Annotated in this window: 21 protein-coding genes; 10 read left to right on the top strand and 11 right to left on the bottom strand. The window is 65.5% G+C overall.

The features are described from left to right. Positions 1-10 precede the first annotated feature (10 nt). Positions 11-979, top strand: a complete 969-nt coding sequence (locus CH290_RS20260; RefSeq protein ID WP_033190056.1) for a prephenate dehydrogenase — start codon at positions 11-13, stop codon at positions 977-979. Here the strand turns inward: CH290_RS20260 and CH290_RS20255 are convergent. Next, a complete protein-coding gene (locus tag CH290_RS20255; protein WP_037143148.1) occupies positions 952-1,467 on the bottom strand; it encodes a putative glycolipid-binding domain-containing protein in 516 nt (171 codons plus the stop codon). The two genes, CH290_RS20260 and CH290_RS20255, sit on opposite strands and share 28 nt — an antisense overlap. Before the next feature lie 177 nt (positions 1,468-1,644). On the opposite strand from CH290_RS20255, the gene CH290_RS20250 reads away from it, so the two are divergent. Next, positions 1,645-1,968, top strand: a complete 324-nt coding sequence (locus CH290_RS20250) for a hypothetical protein (protein ID WP_027498681.1) — start codon at positions 1,645-1,647, stop codon at positions 1,966-1,968. A gap of 6 nt (positions 1,969-1,974) precedes the next feature. On the opposite strand, the gene CH290_RS20245 is transcribed toward CH290_RS20250, so the two are convergent. Both CH290_RS20245 and CH290_RS20240 read right to left on the bottom strand, forming a co-directional pair. Continuing rightward, positions 1,975-3,819 (bottom strand): ABC transporter ATP-binding protein, encoded by a 1,845-nt coding sequence (locus CH290_RS20245; RefSeq protein WP_033190055.1) that lies wholly within the window; start codon positions 3,817-3,819, stop codon positions 1,975-1,977. Further along, positions 3,812-5,602, bottom strand: coding sequence for an ABC transporter ATP-binding protein (locus CH290_RS20240; RefSeq protein ID WP_033190215.1), 1,791 nt, complete (start codon positions 5,600-5,602; stop codon positions 3,812-3,814). Before CH290_RS20240 ends, CH290_RS20245 begins: the two co-directional genes overlap by 8 nt. A 226-nt stretch (positions 5,603-5,828) precedes the next feature. Between CH290_RS20240 and CH290_RS20235 the strand changes: the two genes are divergently transcribed. The 5 genes from CH290_RS20235 (at position 5,829) to CH290_RS20215 (ending at position 9,518) form a co-directional block, all read left to right on the top strand. Beyond that, positions 5,829-6,992, top strand: a complete 1,164-nt coding sequence (locus CH290_RS20235) for a DNA cytosine methyltransferase (protein ID WP_051127737.1) — start codon at positions 5,829-5,831, stop codon at positions 6,990-6,992. Continuing rightward, on the top strand, positions 6,989-7,816 hold the full coding sequence (locus CH290_RS20230) for a hypothetical protein (protein ID WP_033190054.1): 828 nt from the start codon (positions 6,989-6,991) through the stop codon (positions 7,814-7,816). The genes CH290_RS20235 and CH290_RS20230 overlap by 4 nt, the downstream gene beginning before the upstream one ends. 21 nt (positions 7,817-7,837) lie before the next feature. Then, complete coding sequence (locus CH290_RS20225; protein WP_020111061.1) at positions 7,838-8,284, top strand: very short patch repair endonuclease; 447 nt, start codon at positions 7,838-7,840, stop codon at positions 8,282-8,284. 76 nt (positions 8,285-8,360) lie between these two features. Continuing rightward, on the top strand, positions 8,361-9,023 hold the full coding sequence (locus tag CH290_RS20220; protein ID WP_033190053.1) for a DUF998 domain-containing protein: 663 nt from the start codon (positions 8,361-8,363) through the stop codon (positions 9,021-9,023). A 9-nt stretch (positions 9,024-9,032) separates the two neighbouring features. After that, entirely contained in the window at positions 9,033-9,518 is a 486-nt protein-coding gene (locus CH290_RS20215; RefSeq protein ID WP_033190052.1) for a GAF domain-containing protein, read from the top strand. A gap of 82 nt (positions 9,519-9,600) precedes the next feature. Here CH290_RS20215 and CH290_RS20210 read toward each other — a convergent pair whose 3' ends face one another. From CH290_RS20210 to CH290_RS20195, 4 genes are read right to left on the bottom strand one after another with little or no spacing between them, the layout of a single operon-like run. Then, entirely contained in the window at positions 9,601-11,262 is a 1,662-nt protein-coding gene (locus tag CH290_RS20210; RefSeq protein WP_033190051.1) for a dihydroxyacetone kinase family protein, read from the bottom strand. Positions 11,263-11,282: 20 nt separating this feature from the next. Next, positions 11,283-12,158 (bottom strand): dioxygenase family protein, encoded by an 876-nt coding sequence (locus CH290_RS20205; protein ID WP_020111065.1) that lies wholly within the window; start codon positions 12,156-12,158, stop codon positions 11,283-11,285. Positions 12,159-12,206: 48 nt separating this feature from the next. After that, positions 12,207-12,836, bottom strand: coding sequence for a 3-oxoacid CoA-transferase subunit B (locus CH290_RS20200; protein WP_033190050.1), 630 nt, complete (start codon positions 12,834-12,836; stop codon positions 12,207-12,209). Continuing rightward, positions 12,833-13,594, bottom strand: coding sequence for a CoA transferase subunit A (locus CH290_RS20195; RefSeq protein WP_170947544.1), 762 nt, complete (start codon positions 13,592-13,594; stop codon positions 12,833-12,835). The genes CH290_RS20200 and CH290_RS20195 overlap by 4 nt, the downstream gene beginning before the upstream one ends. A gap of 151 nt (positions 13,595-13,745) precedes the next feature. Between CH290_RS20195 and CH290_RS20190 the strand changes: the two genes are divergently transcribed. Beyond that, positions 13,746-14,495: an IclR family transcriptional regulator gene (locus tag CH290_RS20190; protein WP_020111067.1), complete on the top strand. Its 750-nt coding sequence runs from the start codon at positions 13,746-13,748 to the stop codon at positions 14,493-14,495. Here the strand turns inward: CH290_RS20190 and CH290_RS20185 are convergent. Continuing rightward, entirely contained in the window at positions 14,488-15,015 is a 528-nt protein-coding gene (locus CH290_RS20185) for a gamma carbonic anhydrase family protein (protein WP_020111068.1), read from the bottom strand. The genes CH290_RS20190 and CH290_RS20185 overlap by 8 nt on opposite strands. A 64-nt stretch (positions 15,016-15,079) precedes the next feature. Then, positions 15,080-16,201: a GAF domain-containing protein gene (locus tag CH290_RS20180; protein ID WP_019662823.1), complete on the bottom strand. Its 1,122-nt coding sequence runs from the start codon at positions 16,199-16,201 to the stop codon at positions 15,080-15,082. 52 nt (positions 16,202-16,253) lie between these two features. Here CH290_RS20180 and CH290_RS20175 point away from each other — a divergent pair, with 52 nt between their 5' ends. Beyond that, positions 16,254-16,862 carry a GNAT family N-acetyltransferase gene (locus CH290_RS20175; protein WP_033190048.1) on the top strand — a complete coding sequence of 203 codons (609 nt, stop codon included), beginning with the start codon at positions 16,254-16,256 and terminating at the stop codon, positions 16,860-16,862. A 2-nt stretch (positions 16,863-16,864) separates the two neighbouring features. On the opposite strand, the gene CH290_RS20170 is transcribed toward CH290_RS20175, so the two are convergent. Beyond that, positions 16,865-17,797, bottom strand: coding sequence for an aldo/keto reductase (locus CH290_RS20170; protein WP_230621042.1), 933 nt, complete (start codon positions 17,795-17,797; stop codon positions 16,865-16,867). A 309-nt stretch (positions 17,798-18,106) separates the two neighbouring features. On the opposite strand from CH290_RS20170, the gene CH290_RS20165 reads away from it, so the two are divergent. Further along, a complete protein-coding gene (locus tag CH290_RS20165) occupies positions 18,107-18,919 on the top strand; it encodes an alpha/beta fold hydrolase (RefSeq protein ID WP_033190046.1) in 813 nt (270 codons plus the stop codon). Here CH290_RS20165 and CH290_RS20160 read toward each other — a convergent pair. Further along, entirely contained in the window at positions 18,905-20,653 is a 1,749-nt protein-coding gene (locus CH290_RS20160) for a helix-turn-helix domain-containing protein (RefSeq protein ID WP_033190045.1), read from the bottom strand. The two genes, CH290_RS20165 and CH290_RS20160, sit on opposite strands and share 15 nt — an antisense overlap. Positions 20,654-20,679 lie beyond the last annotated feature (26 nt).

Raw genomic sequence — 20,679 nt, 5'->3', positions numbered from 1 at the left:
GTGTCCACCTGTGAAACTGGGTGCCGTGACCAACACTGATGTCTGTGTACTCGGGCTCGGGCTGATCGGCGGATCGGTCCTGCAGGCTGCTGTTCGTGCGGGACGAACCGCATGGGGATACAACCGTTCCGCCGACGCCATCGCCGGCTCGGCCGACGCCGGGTTCGACACCGGCACCGACCTGACGGCAGCACTCACCCGGGCGGCAGAGACCGGCGCATTGATCGTCGTCGGGGTGCCGATGCCCGCCGTCGACGGCATTCTCGCCGCCATTGCCGAGCACGCCCCGAACAACCCGATCACCGACGTCGTCAGCGTCAAAGCAGAGGTCGCCGCGGCGGTCGCGCGTCGCGGGCTGTCGCCGCGTTACGTGGGCGGGCACCCGATGGCAGGAACGAATCGATCCGGCTGGGCGGCGGCCGATCCCGACCTCTTCCAGGACGCGGTGTGGGTCGTCGGCGTCGACGACGGGGCCGATCCCGATGTGTGGCGTCAGGTCGCGTCGCTCGCCGTGGACTGCGGATCCGTCGTGATCCCGGTCGAGAGCGTGGAACACGATCGCGCCGTCGCACGCATCTCGCACCTGCCTCACCTGCTGGCCGAGGCATTGGCCCAGGTCGGGGCAGCCAACCCTCTCGCGCTGGGGTTGGCCGCCGGCTCGTTCCGAGACGGGACGCGAGTGGCGTCGTCGGCGCCCGATCTGGTTCGGGCCATGTGCGAAGGCAACGCCGTCGCCCTCACCGACGCGCTCGATGCGGCTCTGGACCTGCTGACTGCAGCCCGTAGGGAACTCGTCGACGAAGGGTCGACCCGCACGCTGGTCACCGCCGGCCATGCCGCGCGCGGACAGTACGAGCAGCACGAACGTTTCGACATCACCGGCATCGAGCCGGGCGACGAGAACTGGATCGAAGAATTCCGGGCAGCCGGCCGACGGGGCGGCGTCGTGCGTCAGATCCGTTCGGCAAGCCCCGGGTAGTCGAGAACGAAGCCGTCGGCGTCCACGGTCACCGACGAACTGGACACCGGCGACAGCACGTGAATGCCGTCGGCGCCGCTGCTGTAGGTCAGGCCTGCTTCCTGGATGCTCAGGTCCAGAAGGTTGACGTACACGACCGGTACGACGATGTCCGACGAGTCGGTGTGCAGACCGAGCCTGCGGATCGGCAGGGTGTTGAAGAACGGGCTCAGGACCACGTCGACGTCGAGCGCACCGTTGTAGGTGGAACGCTGCGACGCGTGGGACCCCTCGATCATCCAGTAGCCCTCGTTGTCGCGGCTGACCGATGCCTGCTTCTCGCCGCCGGCGACCGCGGTGCGCAGGGAAAGCCTGCGGGTGATGCCGTTCTCGTCGGTCACCAGGTCGTACGACGCACTGAACGCCGGATGTTCGTCGCAGGCACCGCCGATGATGCGGCCCGACGCCTTGATTCGGTTTCCGTTCAGCTGGACGCGGACCGACTCCATGCGGGGTACGTCGTGTGCTCGCCAGGTCAGAATCGCCGGCCAGGTCGAAGTGGTCACGGAAGGGGCGGCTTCTGCACCCGAAGTTGGAGTGGTCACCCGACTACGTTAAGCGACAGGGGGGCCATCGGAACAAGCTGTGGTGATTTTTCGTTCTCGAGGCGCATTATTGTGATCGACATGACTGGAGGTGGCTTCGACTTCGCGCACTCCGAACAGGCCGCGAAATCGCGACAGGACAAGGCAACGGCGTTGGCGCGCTACATCTGGGAGCGCGGTATCGACGGCAGCGAACTGCTGGCCATGACCGACGCCGCCCGACGCAAGCTCGCGAGGGCCGCGGACATCACTCCCCCGAGCACGCTGGAGACGTGGACGATGACCGCGGAACTCCTCGACCGCAAGAACGAGTGGGCGGCGTCGAATTCAAGTCACCCGTCGGCCTCCCCGAAGCACGCCGACGAGAAGATCATGTGGGTCAAGCCGCCCATCGCACCCTGGTGACGACACTCAGGTCGACGCCACCGCGAGCTCGTGCAGGTCGGCGAATCGCCCCTTCTCCTCGATGAGTTCCGACGGCGTACCGTCCTCGACGATCCGCCCGTTCTCCATCACCAGCACCCTGTCGGCGATGGCGACGGTGGAAAGCCGGTGCGCGATGATCAGCGCCGTGCGGCCCTGCAGAATCGTCTCCAGCGCGCGCTGGACCAGCCGCTCGCTGGGGATGTCGAGGCTGGAGGTGGCCTCGTCGAGCACGATCACCGCGGGCGCCGCCAGGAACACCCGCGCGAACGCGACGAGTTGACGTTGACCGGAGGAAAGCCGTCCACCGCGTTTGCGGACGTCGGTGTCGATGCCGTCCGGCAACGTGGAGATGAATTCCGTGAGCCCGACGGCGTCGGCTGAGGCCGCCACCTCGTCGTCCGTCGCCGACGGTTTGCCGAGGCGGATGTTGTCCGCGACCGATCCGGAGAACAGGAACGACTCCTGCGTGACCATCACGATGTGTCGCCGCATGTTCTCGTCGCCCAGTTCTCGGAGGTCGACGCCGTCGAGACGGACAGTTCCCTGCGTCGGGTCGTAGAACCGCGCGAGCAGCTTGGCGAGCGTGGACTTTCCGGCGCCGGTGGCACCGACCATCGCGACGACCTGCCCGGCCGGGATGTGCAGCGAGAATTCCGGTAGCACGACGCGGTCGCCGGTGTAGGCGAAGCGGACCGCGTCGAATTCGATGTCCCCTCGCGCACTGTGCAATTCGACCGGATCCGTCGGCGCGTGCACCGACGGTTCTTCTTCCAGCACACCCGAGATCTTCTCCAGCGCGGCCGCTGCCGACTGGTAGGCGTTGAAGACCATGGCGAGTTCGTCTAGCGGGCCGTAGAACCGACGCAGATACAGTACGTACGCGGCGAGCACTCCGATGTCCAAGTGTCCGTTGATCACTCGGTAGCTGCCGAACACGAGGATGATCGCGAGAGTGACGTTTCCGATCCATCGGACGGCGCCGGTGTAGGTGGCCATGCCCCGCAGAGCAGCCGTCGTCGCGTCGCGATATTCGGTGTCCTCGGTGTTCAGGATCGTGTTGTTTCTTCTCTCACGCCGGAAGACCTGAACGGCGCGAATACCACCCATCGACTCGACGAAGTGGACGACGACCTTCGCGATCGCCACTCGCGTCCGCCGGTAACCGGTGCGCTGCCTACGCTGCGACCACCGAGTGATCAACACCAGCGGCACGAACCCCGCGAGCACCACCAACGCAAGCGGCACATCGAGATACACCAGGATGATCGCGATACTGACGATGGACAGCACCGCGGACAAGGCGTCGTTCAGGGCACTTTCGAGCAGCGTCTGCAGCGACTCGACGTCGCTCGTCAGCCGTGAGATGAGCTTGCCCGACGTGTAACGCTCGTGGAAGGACAAGCTCAACCGCTGGGCATGATCGAACACACGGCCGCGGAGGTCGAACAGAATTGCCTGGCTCAGCCGTCCGGACACCATCAGGAACGTGTACGTGGTGATCGTTCCGAGGATGCCGAATGCGATGTAGCCGAAGACGGTCCACGCCAGCGGCGCCCACCTGCCCTCGCTCGCAGCCGACACTCCGTGGTCCAACGCGTACGCGATGAACAACGGACCGGCGACGAACGCGATGTTGTCGACGACGATGATCGCGAACGCCAGCAACGCCTGCTTCCGGTACGGCCTCACCAGCGACGCCAACAACCGCCTCGATCGGCCGGCGAGAATCGAGTTGCCGGTGCGGTCGATGTCGGATTCCTCGTTCGCCACTCCGCGCCAATCGACCGTGTCGTCGTGCGGGCTCTGATCGTTCTCGTTCTCGTCAGTCATCGAGGGACCCCATCACGTGGCGGTACCGCGTCGACGTCGCCAACAGGCGCTCGTGCGTACCCTGCTCCACGATTGTTCCGTTCTCCAGGTAGAGCACTCGGTCTGCGAGTGCGGCAGTCGACGGCCTGTGCGCGACGAGCAGAGTCGTCGAGTGCGTCAGTACGCGTCGTAGATCGCGTTGCACGAGGGCCTCGGTGCCCACATCCAGCGCGGACAGCGGGTCGTCGAGCACGAGGATTCGAGGCTTGCCGAGAACGGCTCTGGCCAGCGCGAGTCGCTGACGCTGTCCGCCGGACAGGCTCATTCCCTGCTCACCGATCCGGGTGTCGAGTCCCCACGGCAGTGCGTCGACGAACTCGCGTGCGTGCGCGACGCCGAGAGCCTCGTCGACGTCGGCGTCGGTCGCATCGGGTCGACCCAACGCGACGTTCTCGCGGACACTTGCCGAGAACAGCACCGGGTCCTCGAACGCGACCGACACCACCGACCGAAGATCCGCGAGCGACATGGTTCTGATGTCGATGCCGTCGACGGTGATGGAACCCGAGGTGACATCGAACAACCGGGGAACCAGATTGGTCAGCGCGGTCTTGCCGCTACCGGTGACGCCGACGAGGGCAACCGTCTCACCCGGATCGATCCGGAAGTCGACGTCGGTGAGCAGCGCTGCGTCGGAGTCGGGGAACGCGAATCCGACGCCGCGGAATTCGAGGACACCGCGCGTGCCCTGCGGGAGGGTGACCGGGTCGTCGGGTTCGGTGATGGTCTCCGCCGTGTCCATGATTTCCCAGTACCTGTCCGCGGCAGTGCGCGCGTTGTTCAGCTCGGCCAGCAGGAACCCGAATGCTTCGATCGGCCAGAGCAGGAACGCGACGATTGCCATGGCCGCGACGAGCATGCCCGCCGTCATCGTCCCCTGGACGATCGAATACGCGCCGAACGCCAGCATCGCACCGATCCCGAGCGGTGGAATCCCGACGATCAAGGACCACAGAATGGCAAGGTAGCGAACCTTTTTCATCTCCGTCCCACGCAACGTCGCGGCCTCTCGCAGGAAGCGACGCCCGAGGTGGGCGCTGCGGCCGAACGCCTTCAGCACCCGGATGCCCTGGATGGACTCCTCGACGGTGGTGGTCACGTCGCCTGCCTGATCCTGCGCATCGCGGGCGACGACCCGGTACAGCGTCTCGAACCTGGTGCAGATCACGACCAGCGGAACGGACGTGACCAACATGATCAGCCCGAGCTGCCAGGACTGGAGAAACAGCACTCCGAGGCCGACCACCAACGTGACGCTGTTGATGATGATGAACGGCCCGACGAACGCGACGAACCGTCGCAGCGAGGACAGGTCGGCGATGGCGCGGGAAAGCAGCTGACCCGATTCCCAGCCCTCGTGAGCGGATACCGACAACCGCTGCAACTTCTCGAAAACCGTTGCTCTGGACGATATCTCGAACTGACTCGACGGCCCGGACACCAAGTAGCGCCGGATCCAGATACCCACGGCATCGATCGTGCCCAGCAACAGCACCAACGCCGCCGGCCACCACACACCGGCGAAATTGCCGTCGGTGATGGGGCCGTCGATGACGCCCTGCAGCACCAGCGGAATCACCAGACCCGTCAGCGTGGCGACGATGGACGCAGCGATCGACCCGATGAAGTACCACCTGTACGGGGCCAGAAACGGTACGAACCTCGCCAGCGAACTGGGTGCGTCCTGCCGAAGGTTCGGCACTGCAGCCGTCGTCTCCTGCGTTTCCAGTACACCCGTCGACACGTTTGCTCTCCCTACTCGGCCGTGCGTGAATGGTTTCATCGCGACAGCACTTCGACCAACCGATTTTTCGACTGCTGAATTCCATCGTCGAACCTGAACCATTGTTCAGGTCAAGCACGCCTCGGCCCTGCTACCGTGCGCCTGCGAAAACCTGTCGTACTTCTCGAGTAACGTTCTCCACGAGTTTCGGTTACGGGAGAGAAGGGTGCACGTGGGTTCGCGATCGATGGTCGGGCTGTTCGCCGGGATCGGCGGGCTCGAGTTGGGGCTCTCGGAGCAGGGCTGGTCGACGGAATTGCTGTGCGAAATCGACCCCGGCGCCGGCGCGGTTCTCGCTGCTCACTTTCCCGATGTGCCGCTTCACCGTGATGTCACCAAGCTCCGAGCGCTGCCGTCGGGCACCGAGCTCGTCGCAGCCGGATTTCCGTGCCAGGACCTGTCGCAGGCGGGGCGCACGGCGGGCATCACCGGGGAACGCTCCGGGCTCGTCGACGAGGTTTTCCGTCTAGTCAAGCGCCGGAACGGGCCTCGATGGTTGTTGATCGAGAACGTTCCCTTCATGCTGCAACTCGGCCGCGGCGCCGCGATGCGTCACATCACCGACGCCCTGTCGGATCTCGGGTACATGTGGGCCTACCGCGTCGTCGACGCCAGGTCGTTCGGTCTTCCGCAACGCCGTCAGCGAGTCCTCATGCTCGCATCCCGCACCGAGGACCCCCGCGAAATCCTGTTCGCGCAGGACGAAGGCCCGCTTCCCGACGGTGACCCGTCGGAGCAGCCGTGCGGTTTCTACTGGACCGAGGGCACCCGTGGGCTCGGCTGGGCAGTCAACGCCGTTCCGACGCTGAAGGGCGGCTCGTCCCTCGGTATCGCCAGTCCCCCGGCTGTTCGGTTGCCGTCGGGCGAGATCGTCACGCCGGGGATCGTCGGCGCGGAGCGACTGCAGGGGTTCGACCCGGACTGGACTGCACCGGCGCTCGGTCTGCCGGGGGTCAGGGCCGGGCACCGATGGAAGCTCGTCGGCAACGCGGTGAGCGTTCGGATGGCGTCGTGGGTCGCCGCGCAGATCGAGCGCCCGCAGGTCCACGACGACTCCGACGACGTTCAGATCCTCCCCGGTCAAGCCTGGCCCGCCGCCGCGTGGGGCGCGAAGGGCTCGGCGTACCGCGTGCACCGCTCGACGTGGCCGGTGCACGAGCCCTACGAGAACCTCAGCGACTTTCTCGACGATTCCCAGCTGCTCTCGGCTCGGGCGACGGCCGGATTCCTCAAGCGCGCTCGGATGGGCAATCTTCGGTTCCAACCGGGATTTCTCGACGACGTCGAGTCCCACCTCGACCGTATGGGCGGGCATCCCAGCCCGACGTCTCGTGCAGTCCCGGCCGCATGAGCGACCACCTGTTCCCCGATCCACCGGCACTCGCCCGGCCGCTTGCTCTCGCCGGAGACAAGCCTGCGCCGGACGCCGATCGCAGCGACAAGAAGAACTACGCGCAGCGGCTCTCGAACCACCTGGCGCAAACCGTCGCCGACGCCCTGCGCCCGCACTATCCCAACATCACTCCCGACGCGATGGGCGTCGGCCAGGAAGCACAGGTCGACGTCGCGAAAGGCCGCAAGCGGCTGGACGTGAAAGCGCTCGACCCCACGCTGGGACTGATTCTGTGCGTCTCCATCAAGACGTACAGCTTCCGGGACTTCAGCCCGCGGACCGGCAAGTTCGGCCGCTGGACCAAGAACATCGTCCGCAACGACCACGAGCTGCGCGGTGAGGCCATGGTCCTGCACCAGCGCCAGCCGTACAGCGTGCTGATCGCCGTGATGTTCGAGCCCTTCGCCACGTGCGACGACGGTGACGCCTCCAAGGCCAGCGACATCGGCAAGTCCTCCTTCGCGCACCACGTCACGACGCTGTCCAAGCGGTCGGGTCGCGGCAAGCGCGCTGTCGTCGGCGGACCCGGCAAGATGTGGGTCGACCTCGGCGCCGAGGACACTCGGTACGACCTGTTCGAGAAAGTCTTCATCGGCCTCTACGACCCGGACGGTGAAGTCCGGTTCTTCGACGTCGACGAATCCCCTCCCCGCAACGGCAGGCCGTCGGACACTCAGACCTTGTCCTTCGACGACTTCGTCTCCGTCGTCCACGGCGAAGTCGAGCGCCGCAACAAATTCGCGCCCACCTGGTCCGAGCCCGAGGACAGCGAAGACGGCTAGGTGAGACCGTAACGTGGGGGTGTGGGGAGACCGGTTACCGATGCCGCTACGAGTGCGCGGCTGAGCAAGCAACGGCGACGCGACACCAAGCCCGAGGTTGCGCTTCGACGAGAACTGCACCGGCTCGGCCTGCGCTATTTCGTCGACCGTGCCCCGCTGAAGGGTATGAGGCGTCGGGCCGACGTTGTTTTTCCTCGCCGAAAGGTTGCCGTGTACGTCGATGGCTGCTTCTGGCACAGCTGCCCCGTTCATGCGACGAAACCGCGCAACAACGCCCAGTGGTGGGCGGACAAACTCGCCGCGAACGTCGCGCGTGATCGCGACACCGACGCGCGCCTCGAAGCCGAAGGGTGGACCGTCGTCCGAGTCTGGGAGCACGAACCCGTCACCGACGCCGCAGCACTCGTCCTGCACGCCCTCGAATCCTCGCCCCCCTTCGGGAGCGAACGTGGCGTTCGATCAGTCTGACTGACCGAACGCCACGTTCGGTCCGGGAAAAGGTGCACCCACCACAGCGGGTGAGCGTGGAACTACTGTCGATCGAGTGGAACGACGGAGGATCACTGCGCTGACGGTGTTGCTGGTGCTGGCGGGGTTGTTGTATTCGGCGTGGGTGGCGGAGTTCTTTCTCGATACGGGATTGGACCCTGCGCATTCGTTCCTCAGTGAACTCGATGCGGCTGATCAGCCGTATCGGCATTTTTTCAGTACGGCGGATTTGGTCACCGGGGTTCTGCTGATCGTTGCGGGTGCGGCGGGGTTGACGTTGCCTCGTCGGCGGTTGACGAATGTCGGGTGGAGTGCGCTGGTTGTTTTCGGGGCAGCGACGATTGCCGATTCACAGTTGCCGATCGAGTGTGTTGCGGAGAACGATCCGTCCTGCCCGGTGGAACCGAGTGGGCTGTTTCCTCAGTTGCATCACATTCACGCGTTGACCAGCACAGTTGCTGTGTTCGCGGTGTTCACTGCCATGGTTGCGTTCACCGTTGCGGCGTTCCGGTACCGCAGTCTTGCGCTGCTGCGCACGGTGGGACTCGTCGTGTTGATCGTGACGTCGCTGGCGACAGCGTGGTTGATGATCGCCGACAATCTTCCGGGCTCGTACGGCCTCGGTATCGCTCAGCGGCTGCAGGTGACCGGCATGTCGCTCTACCTCCTGACGCTCGGTTTCGCGGTGCGCGCGAGGCTCCGAAGCGCCGATACCTAGAATCGGGCCATGTCGTTCACCGCAACTGCACTCGAAGGTACGAAGTCCGAGCAGTACGCACAGCTGACGCAGCAGGCGCGGGCACTGGTCGACGGCGAGTCGGATCGGATTGCCAACGCCGCCAACCTGTCTGCCCTTGTTTTCAACTCCGTCCCGGATGTCAACTGGGTCGGGTTCTATCTGTTCGACGGCACAGAACTGGTCGTCGGACCGTTCCAGGGTCTGCCTGCATGTGTGCGGATCGCGCTCGGCAAGGGAGTGTGCGGTACCGCGGCGTCGTCGCGACAGACCCAGCGCGTGGAAGACGTGCACGCGTTCCCCGGTCACATCGCGTGTGACGGTGCGACCCGATCCGAACTGGTGGTGCCGCTGTACGACGGGGACACACTCGTCGGAGTATTCGACCTGGACAGTCCCCTGCTCGCCCGCTTCGATGCCGACGACCAGGCCGGTCTCGAACAGATCGCCGCGGTCTTCGTCGAATCCCTCGCCTGACCCGGGTGTGGTGTGACAATCGCGCCTCTGACAGGCGGGATCCTTCCTGGGGAATGCGCAACTGTTACGCCACACCCAACCTCTAGCCCCGAACAGCGTCCGCGGCCGCTTCGAAGAACCACGCAATGACCAGCGCACCCGGATCGACGACGCCTCGGGCGGCGTCACCGACGTAGGACGCTCGCCCCCTGTTGGCGGTGAAGTTCTCGGTCGACTGCGCTCCTTCGGTCGCGGCGCGAGCTGCGTCGGTCAGGCCTGTGCGCAAGTCCGTCGCGTTGTCGAGGGCGTCGACTGCCGGGGCGATGGCGTCGACCATGGTCTTGTCGCCGACGCGGGCGCCCCCGAGTTCGGTGATTCTCTCCAGTCCGTTGCGTGCGGCGGTGGTGATCGCGGCGAGGTCTTCGGCGTGCAGTGCGAGGTAGAACTGTCGGAACCAGATACCGAACAGTGCTCCGGAGGTGCCGCCCGCATGGCCGAGGTACGCAGCGGACACGGCTTCGAAGATCGTCTGCGCGGAATAGGTTTCACGGATCTGCGCCAGATCCACCTGTCCGAGCGCGGACACCATGTTGGTCCCGAAGTCTCCGTCACCCGCGCGGCGGTCGAGATCGGTCAGTGCGGGTTCTTCGGTGAGCACTCGCTGCACCCACGACGCCATCCAGTCCGACACCCACTCGCTTCGCGGCGAGTCGTTTTCGCTCGGGGCGAAGCTCGGTCCGAATCCCGTACGCTCCCCCAGCTCTGTGTCACGCACCAGAGCGGGCCATGCCGGAGCGTCGGTCGGGGCGTCGAAAAGTTCGAGAACGGAGTCGTCGACGCGGACGAGCGTGATCGATGCGCCGGCCATGTTCAGGGCGGTGACCAGGCTGCCGACGAGTGGACGCGCCACCTCGATTCCTCTGTCGGACAGGTATTCCGCCAGTTCGCCGTACAGCAGGTGCAGCTCCATCGGGTGGGTTGCCCCGAGTCCGTTGACGAAGGCGATGACGGATTCGCCGCGTTCCAAGCCCAGCGAATCGATTACCGGTTGCGTCAGTGCAGCAACGATGTCCTGGGCGGGCATGTCGGGTACGCGTGAGGTGCCCCGTTCGCCGTGGATTCCGATGCCGAGTTCGATTTCGCCGTCGGGCAGGTCGAAGGAGGGTTCGTTCGAGCCCGGTGCCGTGCATGCCCGAAGTGCCACCGCCATACTTCGTGAATTCGCCGCGACTCGGCGTCCGAGTGCCACGACGTCGGCGAGTGTGTCTCCGCGTTCGGCCGCGGCGCCGCAGATCTTCTCCACGATCACCGTCGCTGCGGTTCCGCGTCTGCCCGGCCCGTCACCATCGGCCCGCTCGGTCGCGACATCGTCGTCGATCAGTACGTAGTCGGATTCGATGTTGTCCTCGCGCAACAGCTCTCGCGCGATCGAGAAGTTCATGACGTCACCGGTGTAGTTCTTGACGATGTGCACCACGCCGCCTCCGACGCTCACGGACTTCGATGCCTCGTGCACTTGGAGTGCGTTGGGTGAGGTGAACACCAGCCCCGGGCAGACCCCGGCGAGCATTCCGGCTCCGATGAATCCGGCGTGCATCGGTTCGTGGCCGCTACCGCCGCCGGACAGGAGAGCTACCTGTCCCGCTGCGAGTGGTTCTTCCCGGGTCAGGAAGCCTGGATCGGGATGCCAGGAGATGTCTGCGGTGGAGGCGACGAGCCCTCGAATGGCGTCGGCGACGAACGTTCGGGCGGAGTTGACGAACATTCCTCCACCCTAACGATCCGTCAGGAGACCGCGAAGGAGCGTTTCGCCAAACCGAATTGGAAGCCCGTGATCTCGGTGTGCACAGGGGCTTCCGGATCCGATGCGGCCCCGAGCGTGACGAACAGCGGTGTGAAGTGCTCGACGGTGGGGTGCGCGTACGGCATTCCTGGAGCTCGGGTGCGGAAGTTCGCCAGCGCGTCGACGTCGCCCCGGGCCAGCGCCTCGGCGGACCATTGATCGAAGTCGCGTGACCAGGTCGGAACGGTGTTGGTGAAGAAGTTCTCGCGTGAGAGGAACGGCAACCCGTGGGTCATGAATCCGGAACCGACGACGAGTACACCTTCTGCGCGAAGCGCTTTCAGCCGTCGCCCGATGTCCAGCAGGGCGTCGGGAGAATCCGTCGGCAGGCTCAGCTGGAGGACCGGCACGTCGCCGTACGGGTACATGACCTTCAGCGGAACCCACGCACCGTGGTCGAGTCCACGCGACGAATGCCTGTGCAGGTTCGCCGATGCCGGAATCATCGCGGCCACTCGGTCGGCCAGCGCGGTGGCGTCGGGCGTCGCGTAGGTCATCGAGAAGTATCGCTCCGCGAAGCCGCCGAAGTCGTAGACCAGCGGTGCGTCGATGGCGGACAGACTCAGCGGCGCTTCTTCCCAGTGCGCACTGACGATGAGGATGGCTCTGGGCTTGGGCATGGCCTGTGACCAGGTGAAGAGCTGGTCGATCCACAGGGGGTCGTCGAATACCGGCGGTGCACCGTGGCTGATGTACAGCGCGGGAAGCGGTCCGTCGGCGGCTGTCCACAGCTTCTGGCCGAGACTCGCGGGGGCTGTGTCGGCGAGAAACGCATCGAACGCACCGCCGGCGACCGGCGGATTCATCACAGACGTCATGGGCTGTCCTTCGACTACTTAAGTTGAAGGTTCAACCTTAGCACGAATTCAGACGAGCGCTACTCCCGTTGCGTCCTCCACCTGAGTACGCGTGACGTCGGGCGCCAACTCGACGAGCGAAAGTGTCCCGTCACCGACGACGTCGAGGACTGCGAGGTCGGTGATGATGCGGTTCACGACGCCTTGGCCGGTCAGCGGCAGGGTGCAGGCGTCGAGGATCTTGGGGTTGCCCTCGCGGTCGGTGTGCTCCATGACGACGATGACTCGGCGTGCACCGTGCACGAGGTCCATGGCGCCGCCCATGCCCTTGACCATTTTGCCGGGGACCATCCAGTTGGCGAGATCGCCGGTGCGCGAGACCTGCATGCCGCCGAGAACGGCCGTGTCGATGTGACCGCCGCGGATCATGCCGAAGGACAACGACGAATCGAAGTAGGCGGCACCGGGATTGACCGTCACGGTTTCCTTGCCTGCGTTGATGAGGTTGGCGTCGACGTTCTCCTCCGTCGGGTACGGGCCTGTGCCGAGGATGCCGTTCTCCGAGTGCAGGACCACTGTGACGTCGTCGGTCAGATAGGCGGGTATCAGTGTGGGCAAGCCGATTCCGAGGTTCACGTATTCACCGTCGACCATCTCCGCTGCTGCGCGTTGAGCCATCTGGTCTCGTGTCCAGCTCATGCCTGTCCTCCTGCAGTGACGGTGCGCTTTTCGATGCGTTTGTTCTGCGGTCCTGTGTGGACGATGCGCTGGACGAACACGCCGGGCAGATGCACTGCGCCCGGGTCGATCTCACCGGGTTCGACGAGCGTCTCCACTTGGGCGATGGTGATTCTTCCCGCCATCGCGGCCAGAGGGTTGAAGTTCATCGCCGTCTTGTCGAACACGAGATTGCCCTCGGTGTCACCGATCTCGGCGTGCACGAGCGCGTAGTCCGCATCGATGGCTTCTTCGAGGACGTAGCGCTTGTTCCCGAACACCCGGGTTTCCTTCGGCGGCGACGCCACCGCGATGCCGCCGTCGGCCTCGTAGCGCCACGGCATTCCGCCGTCGGCGATGGGGGTTCCGACGCCTGCGGGTGTGAAGAATGCGGGGATGCCGGTGCCTCCGGCGCGCAGTCGCTCGGCGAGGGTGCCCTGGGGGGTCAGTTCGACTTCGAGTTCGCCTGCGAGGTATTGCCGCGCGAATTCTTTGTTCTCGCCGACGTAGGACGCGGTGACTCGGCGGATTCTGCCGAGGGACAGCAAGGTGCCCAATCCGTGGTCGTCGACGCCGCAGTTGTTGGAGAAGACCTCGAGTTCGGAGGCGTCCGTCTCGCTGATCGCGTCGATCAGTGCGTCCGGGATTCCGCACAGTCCGAATCCTCCGACCGCGATCCGCGCGCCTGTGCCGATGTCGGCCACGGCAGCGGCGGCCGACCGGTACACCTTCCTTGCCATCCGAATACTCCTCACGTGTTCATTCAGTAAACGCACCTTCAGTAGACCCTGACGTGGCGATGATCCGGAAGGATTGACCGAAACTGCTCGTTCACCGAAAAGCGTCGAGCATTGCGTTCGTTGAATGAACGCAGTGGGTAGGGTTGCCCGTATGCAGCCCAACGTCGTCGCGCGCTCGACCGCGCTTCTGAAAGCCGTCGGTGCGGCCGAACCGGCCGGGGCGTCGACCACGGAACTTGCACGCGCCACCGACCTTGCCCGACCGACTGCGCACAGGTTGCTCACTTCGCTCGCCCACGAGGGGTTTCTCGACCGCGACTCCGCCACCGGTTCGTGGACCCTCGGACCCGAGATGTATCTCCTCGGCGCTGCGGCCGCCAGCAGATACGACATCACCGGCCCAGCGCGCGGCGTCGTACATGCTCTGGCTGCGGCCAGCGGTGAGAGTGCATTCCTGTCTGCTCGGCGTGGAGACGAGACCGTCTGCCTTCTCCGCGAGGACGGCAGCTTTCCCCTGCGGTCACACGTGTTGTACGAGGGGATTCGGCTGCCGCTCGGAGTGGCGTCGGCGGGCCTGGTGATCCTGTCGCATCTACCGGATCGCGACATCGATCAGTACCTGACGAGTGTCGACCTGGAGCCGGCGTGGGGCCCGCAACACGCGACTGCCGAGCTCCGGCGGCGCATCGTCGCAACACGAACGACGGGTTATGCCGTCAACCCCGCGCTGCTCGTCGAAGGCAGCTGGGGCATCGGTGCCGCGGTGTTCGACCGATCAGGAAAGCCCGCATGGGCCCTCAGTCTCACCGGCGTCGAGACTCGCTTTCGCCCGGATCGGCACCACGAACTGGGCACCCTCCTGCTGGAACATGCCCACGCACTGACCGGCCTCCTCAGGTGAGTGGACGGGCTGCGCGGTGCTGCTTCAGTAGTTCGCGGTAGACGGCGGCGTTGAGTCCGTTGTGGTTCACCTCGTCGTCGGTGAGTTCGCGCCGAACTTTCGCGGGCACACCCGCGACCAGTGAACGCGGCGGCACCTGGGTCCCTTCGAGCACCAATGCACCGGCTGCCACCAGGCTGCCCTCGCCGATGACGGCGCCGTTCATGACGATCGCGCCCATTCCCACGAGGCTGCCGTCGCCGATGGTGCAGCCGTGGAGCACAGCATTGTGGCCGACGCTGACGTTCTCACCGACCGTCAGCGGAAAGCCTGGGTCGACGTGGGCGGCGACGCCGTCCTGCAGATTGCTGCCCGCGCCGATGGTGATGTCCTCGAACTCGGCACGCAGCACCGCGCCGTACCAGATTCCCGACGTCGGGCCGACCTTCACGCGGCCCACCACGGTAGCCGTCGGCGCGATCCACGCGTCCTGGTCGATGTCCGGGCTTCCCCCTTCGAGTGCCCACAGCTGTCCTGCCATCGTCACATCCTTTTCTAGTACACCGTTGTGTCGACCACTCTGCACCATGGCCACTCTGCCGGGTTCAGTCGAGCAGGCTGGGGTGCCCGGTGTCGTCGACGGGAACAGGATCCGGGTCGTCGGTGTGTCCGACGACGGTCATCTGCACCAGCATCAATCGCGGGCTCGACTTCTCACGCGGCAGCAGCGCCGCGCGAGCGTCGACGACGGTCCATCCTCCGCCGATGCGACGGAGGCGGATGCCGTCGACGGAGGTACTGGTTTCCGTGCCCGCGTACATCCCCGACGCGGCGGCGAAGATGCGTGTGACGTCGTCCGGGTGCGGAGTGTCTCTGTCGTCGACGATGCCTTTCCACTGGATCTGTGGCACCGGATCGGTCAGCCACCGAATCAGTCGGTTGTGGGTGACGTCCATCAGGACCAGCGCCATCTGCGGAGACACCTGCCCCAGAGCGGCGAACGCCGCGGTCTCGAGCCGCGGCTGTGCCACCGTCTCGGACTCGACGGCGTGGACCAGGCCCCGCCATGTCGACCCGTCGTCGTCGGCGGTGAACACGAGGTCGAGGCGGGAAACGCCGGGCAGGTGCGTCGTCGACGCCAGGCCGGTCCAGGTCGCGCCGTCGTCGGGAGCGGGTTGGAGAAGCGCGCCGATGGCGCCCACCGCGTCGTCGACGTCGATCTTCCGGAACACTTCGGGCGAGGTGAAGCTGGTTCGGATGTCGGAGGGCAGGTCCGTGGCAAGTGCGCGGAGGCAGTCCGCGTCGACGACGAACGCGCGGCGCTCGGACTCGAACGTCACGGCGAGCGCGTCCTCGGGCCGCTGCGGGACGGCGGACTCTGCGTCGCCGACCCACAACGCAATGCCGTGCACGGCACCCGACGGGCCGACGACGGGATGCAGTACGACGCGGGTGCGTCCGCTGCCGGTGGGGATCGTGACGTCTCGGGAGGTGGCGTGTTCACGGACGACGTCGATCGACCGGGCGACTTCCGCCCAGACCTGTGCCGACGATCGACCACCGACCGTCGACCTGACGGCGCGCGGCAAGGACGACATCTCGCGTAGTCGTCCGCCGAGGGAGACCAGAGTCGCTCTGTCCTGATGTAGCGTCTCCACCAGCATCCATGGCTGTGCCCCCGCGTCGACGTTGCGCTGCGGCGCCGCGGCATCCGGTTTCGATTTCACACAGCCACCCTAGTGCGAACCGACTGTTCCGAATGATTTCCCCGGGGGACTCTTGACTGGCCGAATCGTCACCGCGACCATCGCCGAGGCCGCCACCTGCGCCTCGGTTCTGGCCGACGCCTTCCGCGACGATCCGTTGATGGCGTCCATCTGGCCCGGCCGCGCGCGACGGCACGCGGCTTTGACCGGCTACTTCACCGCGTCGCTGCGGCACTTTCACATCGCCGGAGGCGGGGTGCGGTTCGTCGAGGAGGACGGGGCAGCCGTTGCCGTCGAGGTGTGGGATCCGCCCGGTCGGCAGCACTCGTCGCTGCTGCGCACCGCGCGCGCGTTGCCGGCGCTGCTTCCCGCGTTGCGGACCCGAGTCGGCGCGGCGGTGGGAGTCAGGTCGACGCTCGATGCCCATCATCCTTCCGAACCGGCGTGGTATCTGGCGAATCTGGGTAGTACCCAGTCGGCTCGGGGCCGAGGCTTCGTCTCGACGCTCCTGCTCGACCGGCTCGCGCGCTGCGATTCGGACGGCGACGACGCCTATCTCGTGTGCACGTCGGCCGACAACGTCACCTTCTACGAGAAGTTCGGGTTCGAGGTGACCGAGACGTTCCCGTTGGCGTCGGGCGCCGTGATGACGTCGATGTGGCGGCGCCCGGCCGGGAGCTGAGGTCAGCCGTTGTTCTCGGGAAGTCCGCTCTGCCAGGACACGTCGTGCACATCTGCGGTCAGAGCCAGCACTGCATCGAGGACGTCGGTGTCGATGGGTTCCGTCGCGGCGCGGATAGCGGAATCGAGGTGATGGACTTTGGTCGTGCCGATCACGGTTGTCGGGCAGCCGGATCGTTGCAGCGAGAACTGATTGGCGAGGAACGAGATGTCCTGTCCGTTGTCCGCCGCCCACTGGCGAGCCCGTGCGGCCGCCGCCTTGACGTCGTCGGTCGCGGGAATGTGCGGCTTGACGCCTCCGGGTGTCAGCAGGCCCAATCCCACTGCCGCAGCGTTGATCACGCCGACGCCTCGCTCGTCGCACACGGGCTTCAATTCGGTCGCGAGTTCGGTGTTGAGCAGCGTGTAGTGCGCGTAGGACAGAATGACGTCGAGGTCGGTCTCGGTGACAGCGCGCGTCAACGTGTGCATCGGGTACCCGGTCATGCCGATGTATCGGCACAATCCCTCGTCCTTCAGCTTCACCAGTTCCGCGTAGGAGTCCTCGAACACCGGGGACAACGGCACGAATTCGATGTCGTGGAGTTGCAGCACATCCACGTAGTCCGTGCGGAGCAGCTTCAGGCTGGTGTGGATGCTTTCCCGTAGTTTCCGTGGCGAGAAGTCGAAGTCCTCGTTGCCGTATCGGCCGGCCTTCGTGCCGATCAGGACGTCCTCGCGCCTGCCCGCCAAGGCTGCGCCGAGCCGTTCCTCCGCCAGGCCCCCGCCGTAGTACGGCGACGAGTCGAAGAAATTGATCCCGGCATCCAGGGCATGGTGCACCGACGCGATGGCCTGATCCTCGTCGGCAGATCCGAACATGTCTCCGAGCGGCGCGGTCCCGAAGGACACCTCGGACACCTCGAGGTCGGTCCGACCCAGCTTGTTGTAGCGCATGGTGAGCAAGTATTCAGCGCCGATCACCGCATTCGCAACGTCACAGTCCCTCAAATTCCCCTCGAGGCGACACCCGGCAACTTGCCACTCTTTTTCCCGACCTGACACGCGTCCTCGGACCTGAAAGCGTGTGCGAACTCCGGAAAAACTGTGCGAAGACCACCGGACCAGAAGCGCCGCAGGGATGCTATCGAGCCGGTGCCCGATCGATGACCTGACCGCGCCGGTGTAATGCGCTCGGTAGAGGAATTCTCCATGTCGTAATCGCGGGATCCGTGGTTGCATCGTGAGCGACCCGAAGGAGTGCCCATGCCCACCGTCGTCACCAACGACAATGTGACCCTGAGCTACATCGACGAGGGCGTCGGGCCCGTGATCGTTCTGATCGCAGGTTTTTGCGCTCCCGCGACGACGTGGGTGATGCAGCAGGACGCACTGGTGAAAGCCGGATATCGAGTTCTTGCTCTGGACCGCCGAGGGCATGGTGACTCGGAGTCTCCCGAGCACGGTGCCACGATGGCCAGGCACGGTCAGGACGTCGAGAATGTCCTCGCGTCGCTTGGCGTCGACGATGCTGTGCTGTGTGGTGGCTCCATGGGCGCGAGCACCATCTGGTCGTACGTCTCGCAGTTCGGCACCGGCCGTGTGAAGGCCGTCGTGTCGGTGGATCAGACCCCGAAGATGATCAACGATGCCGAATGGTCCAACGGGTTCTACGGATTGACCGACTCCAACAAGGACACGTTCTTCGCCGACGGGGTTCCGGACACGGGATGGGGTCTGCCGAAGTGGAAGTCCGCGTTGCCGATCCTGAAGCTCGTCACGAAGCTCCGCGCGATGCCGAAGATGGTCTCACCCGATACGCCACCGATGAAAGCCCTTCTGCACGATCACGCAGTAGCGGACTGGCGCGAGGTCGTTGCCACCGTCGACGTCCCGGTACTGATGGTCGCCGGTAGGGAGAGCCAGTTCTGGCCGTGTACGCACGCAGCGGACTCCATTGCCGGAAACCCACTCGGACGCTCCGTGGTGCTCGAGAACTGCGGTCACGCGTCCAACATGGACCGCCCCAAGGAATTCAACGCTGCACTGCTGGACTTTCTCGGTTCACTTCCCCAATAGATCCGCGCTTCGTCGGAGTCGCATCAGCACCTGCAGGTCCAGCGCCTTGTCCGGGTCACGCCATTGGGAACCGATGAGCCGGTCGATGGCGTCGAGTCGTTGGTAGAGCGTGTTGACGTGCACTCCAAGGCTTGCGGCGGTGGCCGAATGGTGACGCCCGTGGGCGAGGTACACCGACAGCGATTCGAGCAACGGAACGCCCCGCTTGCTCTGCTCGGCCATCAGCGGACCCAATTGCTCCTCGGTCAGTTCGTCGAGATGCTCACGAGCCATGTGGCTCAGCAGGATTCGGTAGATACCGAGTCCGCGTGCCGACGACACCTCGCCATCTCGTCCGAGCGTGATCAACACGTCGACGGTCTGCTGGGCCTCGCGGTAGGCAGCCGCCAGCGCGACCGCCCCGCGGGCAGGCTCCGAGATCCCCACCGTTGCACCCGTCGTGAACATCGGCCGAACCACAGCCGATTCCTGCGCGGGCACCGCGACCAGCACCCTCCAACCATGTTCTGCCACAACCGTACCCACCGGGAATTCCGATCTGCCGATCTCGGTACGGGACACCATTCCCTGCGCGACGGCGATGCAGTACGAAGCGCCCGGGGACAGGCCGGCAAGGCGAAGTTGCCGTCGCTCGTCGTCGGTGGTCGACGCCGGATGAGAGAGCAGATCGACCAGAAACGCGTCCTGCGCCCGCCTGGCAGCTTCGGCCGCCGCGCGCTCCTCGGCGAGCGACAACGCGATGGCGGGCACCGCGCGGTCCAGGAGCAGCCGCGTCTGCTGATCGTCCGGACCCACCGAGATAAGGACACCGAGAAACTCGCCCGCAGCGGCAACACGGTGGGCAATGACAAAGTCGTCGGCGACGATGTCGGCGCCGTCGCGGCATTGCCCGAACAGGATCTCGACTGGAACGACCCGTTCCTCCAGAGACTCCGGAACAGACGAGGCGTCGGTGAGAAAGAACGCCGGTCGACCGGACAGTGTCGCCACCTCCCGAACGAGACGACCCACCCCACCCCCGCGCAGCACCACCTGAGTCAGCGTCCTGTCCCACTGCAGTGTCTGTTCCAGTTCGGCGGTCCGTGCCGACAGCTCGGCGTTCACCACTTCGAGCCGTTCGATGGCGCGGACGTTCTCGATGGCAATCGCAGCGTGCGCGGCAAGAGCGGACAGCAATGCGATCTCACTGTCCGCGAAGTCACGCTCCTGACGCTTGCACGCGAACAACGCACCGATGACCCGATCCCCTACCTTCAGCGGTACCCCGAGCAGCCCCCGCATGTTCTCCGACCGCGCCGCGCTGTCCGCACCGGTGATGTGCCGGAACGCCGGCTCGCTCTGATAGTCGGGCGTCCACGACGGAGACGCTCCGCGCACGATGACGCCCACCAACCCCTCGTCCTGAGCCAACCGGATCCCGATCAGATTCGGAGTCAGAGCACCGCTGGTGACCTCGATGACGAATTCGTCGTCGTACACCGAGCCCATGTAGGCGAGGTCGACTCCCAACAACCGGCGCGCCTGGTCGACGACCTCCTGAAGCAGGACACGGTCGTCACGTGCCGTCGTCAACCGCACTGCGATGTCGTTCAGAGCCGCCAGCTCGGTGCTGCGTTGGCGACGCTGGTCCAGCAACGCACGAAGCCGCAGGGCAGCGTGCGCGTCGGGACCGGGGAAGGCGAGGCGATGCGCCTCGAGCTCGTCGATCGAAGCGTCGTCGAGCAGCAAATCCATCCATGATCTATCCGACGCCATGGACA

Origin of the sequence: Rhodococcus sp. 06-156-4 (genome assembly GCF_002259345.1) — a bacterium.
GTDB lineage: Bacteria > Actinomycetota > Actinomycetes > Mycobacteriales > Mycobacteriaceae > Rhodococcoides > Rhodococcoides fascians_E.
Note: the sequence above shows the minus strand (reverse complement) of the source record. Positions and strands in the feature narration are given on the sequence as shown.

Excerpts from the sequence above, each read along its gene's own strand:
- CH290_RS20255 (WP_037143148.1), bottom strand. The coding sequence starts at position 1,467 with ATGGAGTCGGTCCGCGTCCAGCTGAACGGAAACCGAATCAAGGCGTCG.
- CH290_RS20250 (WP_027498681.1), top strand. The coding sequence starts at position 1,645 with ATGACTGGAGGTGGCTTCGACTTCGCGCACTCCGAACAGGCCGCGAAA.
- CH290_RS20245 (WP_033190055.1), bottom strand. The coding sequence starts at position 3,819 with ATGACTGACGAGAACGAGAACGATCAGAGCCCGCACGACGACACGGTC.
- CH290_RS20235 (WP_051127737.1), top strand. The coding sequence starts at position 5,829 with ATGGTCGGGCTGTTCGCCGGGATCGGCGGGCTCGAGTTGGGGCTCTCG.
- CH290_RS20230 (WP_033190054.1), top strand. The coding sequence starts at position 6,989 with ATGAGCGACCACCTGTTCCCCGATCCACCGGCACTCGCCCGGCCGCTT.
- CH290_RS20215 (WP_033190052.1), top strand. The coding sequence starts at position 9,033 with ATGTCGTTCACCGCAACTGCACTCGAAGGTACGAAGTCCGAGCAGTAC.
- CH290_RS20210 (WP_033190051.1), bottom strand. The coding sequence starts at position 11,262 with ATGTTCGTCAACTCCGCCCGAACGTTCGTCGCCGACGCCATTCGAGGG.
- CH290_RS20205 (WP_020111065.1), bottom strand. The coding sequence starts at position 12,158 with ATGACGTCTGTGATGAATCCGCCGGTCGCCGGCGGTGCGTTCGATGCG.
- CH290_RS20200 (WP_033190050.1), bottom strand. The coding sequence starts at position 12,836 with ATGAGCTGGACACGAGACCAGATGGCTCAACGCGCAGCAGCGGAGATG.
- CH290_RS20195 (WP_170947544.1), bottom strand. The coding sequence starts at position 13,594 with ATGGCAAGGAAGGTGTACCGGTCGGCCGCCGCTGCCGTGGCCGACATC.
- CH290_RS20190 (WP_020111067.1), top strand. The coding sequence starts at position 13,746 with ATGCAGCCCAACGTCGTCGCGCGCTCGACCGCGCTTCTGAAAGCCGTC.
- CH290_RS20185 (WP_020111068.1), bottom strand. The coding sequence starts at position 15,015 with ATGGCAGGACAGCTGTGGGCACTCGAAGGGGGAAGCCCGGACATCGAC.
- CH290_RS20170 (WP_230621042.1), bottom strand. The coding sequence starts at position 17,797 with ATGCGCTACAACAAGCTGGGTCGGACCGACCTCGAGGTGTCCGAGGTG.
- CH290_RS20165 (WP_033190046.1), top strand. The coding sequence starts at position 18,107 with ATGCCCACCGTCGTCACCAACGACAATGTGACCCTGAGCTACATCGAC.
- CH290_RS20160 (WP_033190045.1), bottom strand. The coding sequence starts at position 20,653 with ATGGATTTGCTGCTCGACGACGCTTCGATCGACGAGCTCGAGGCGCAT.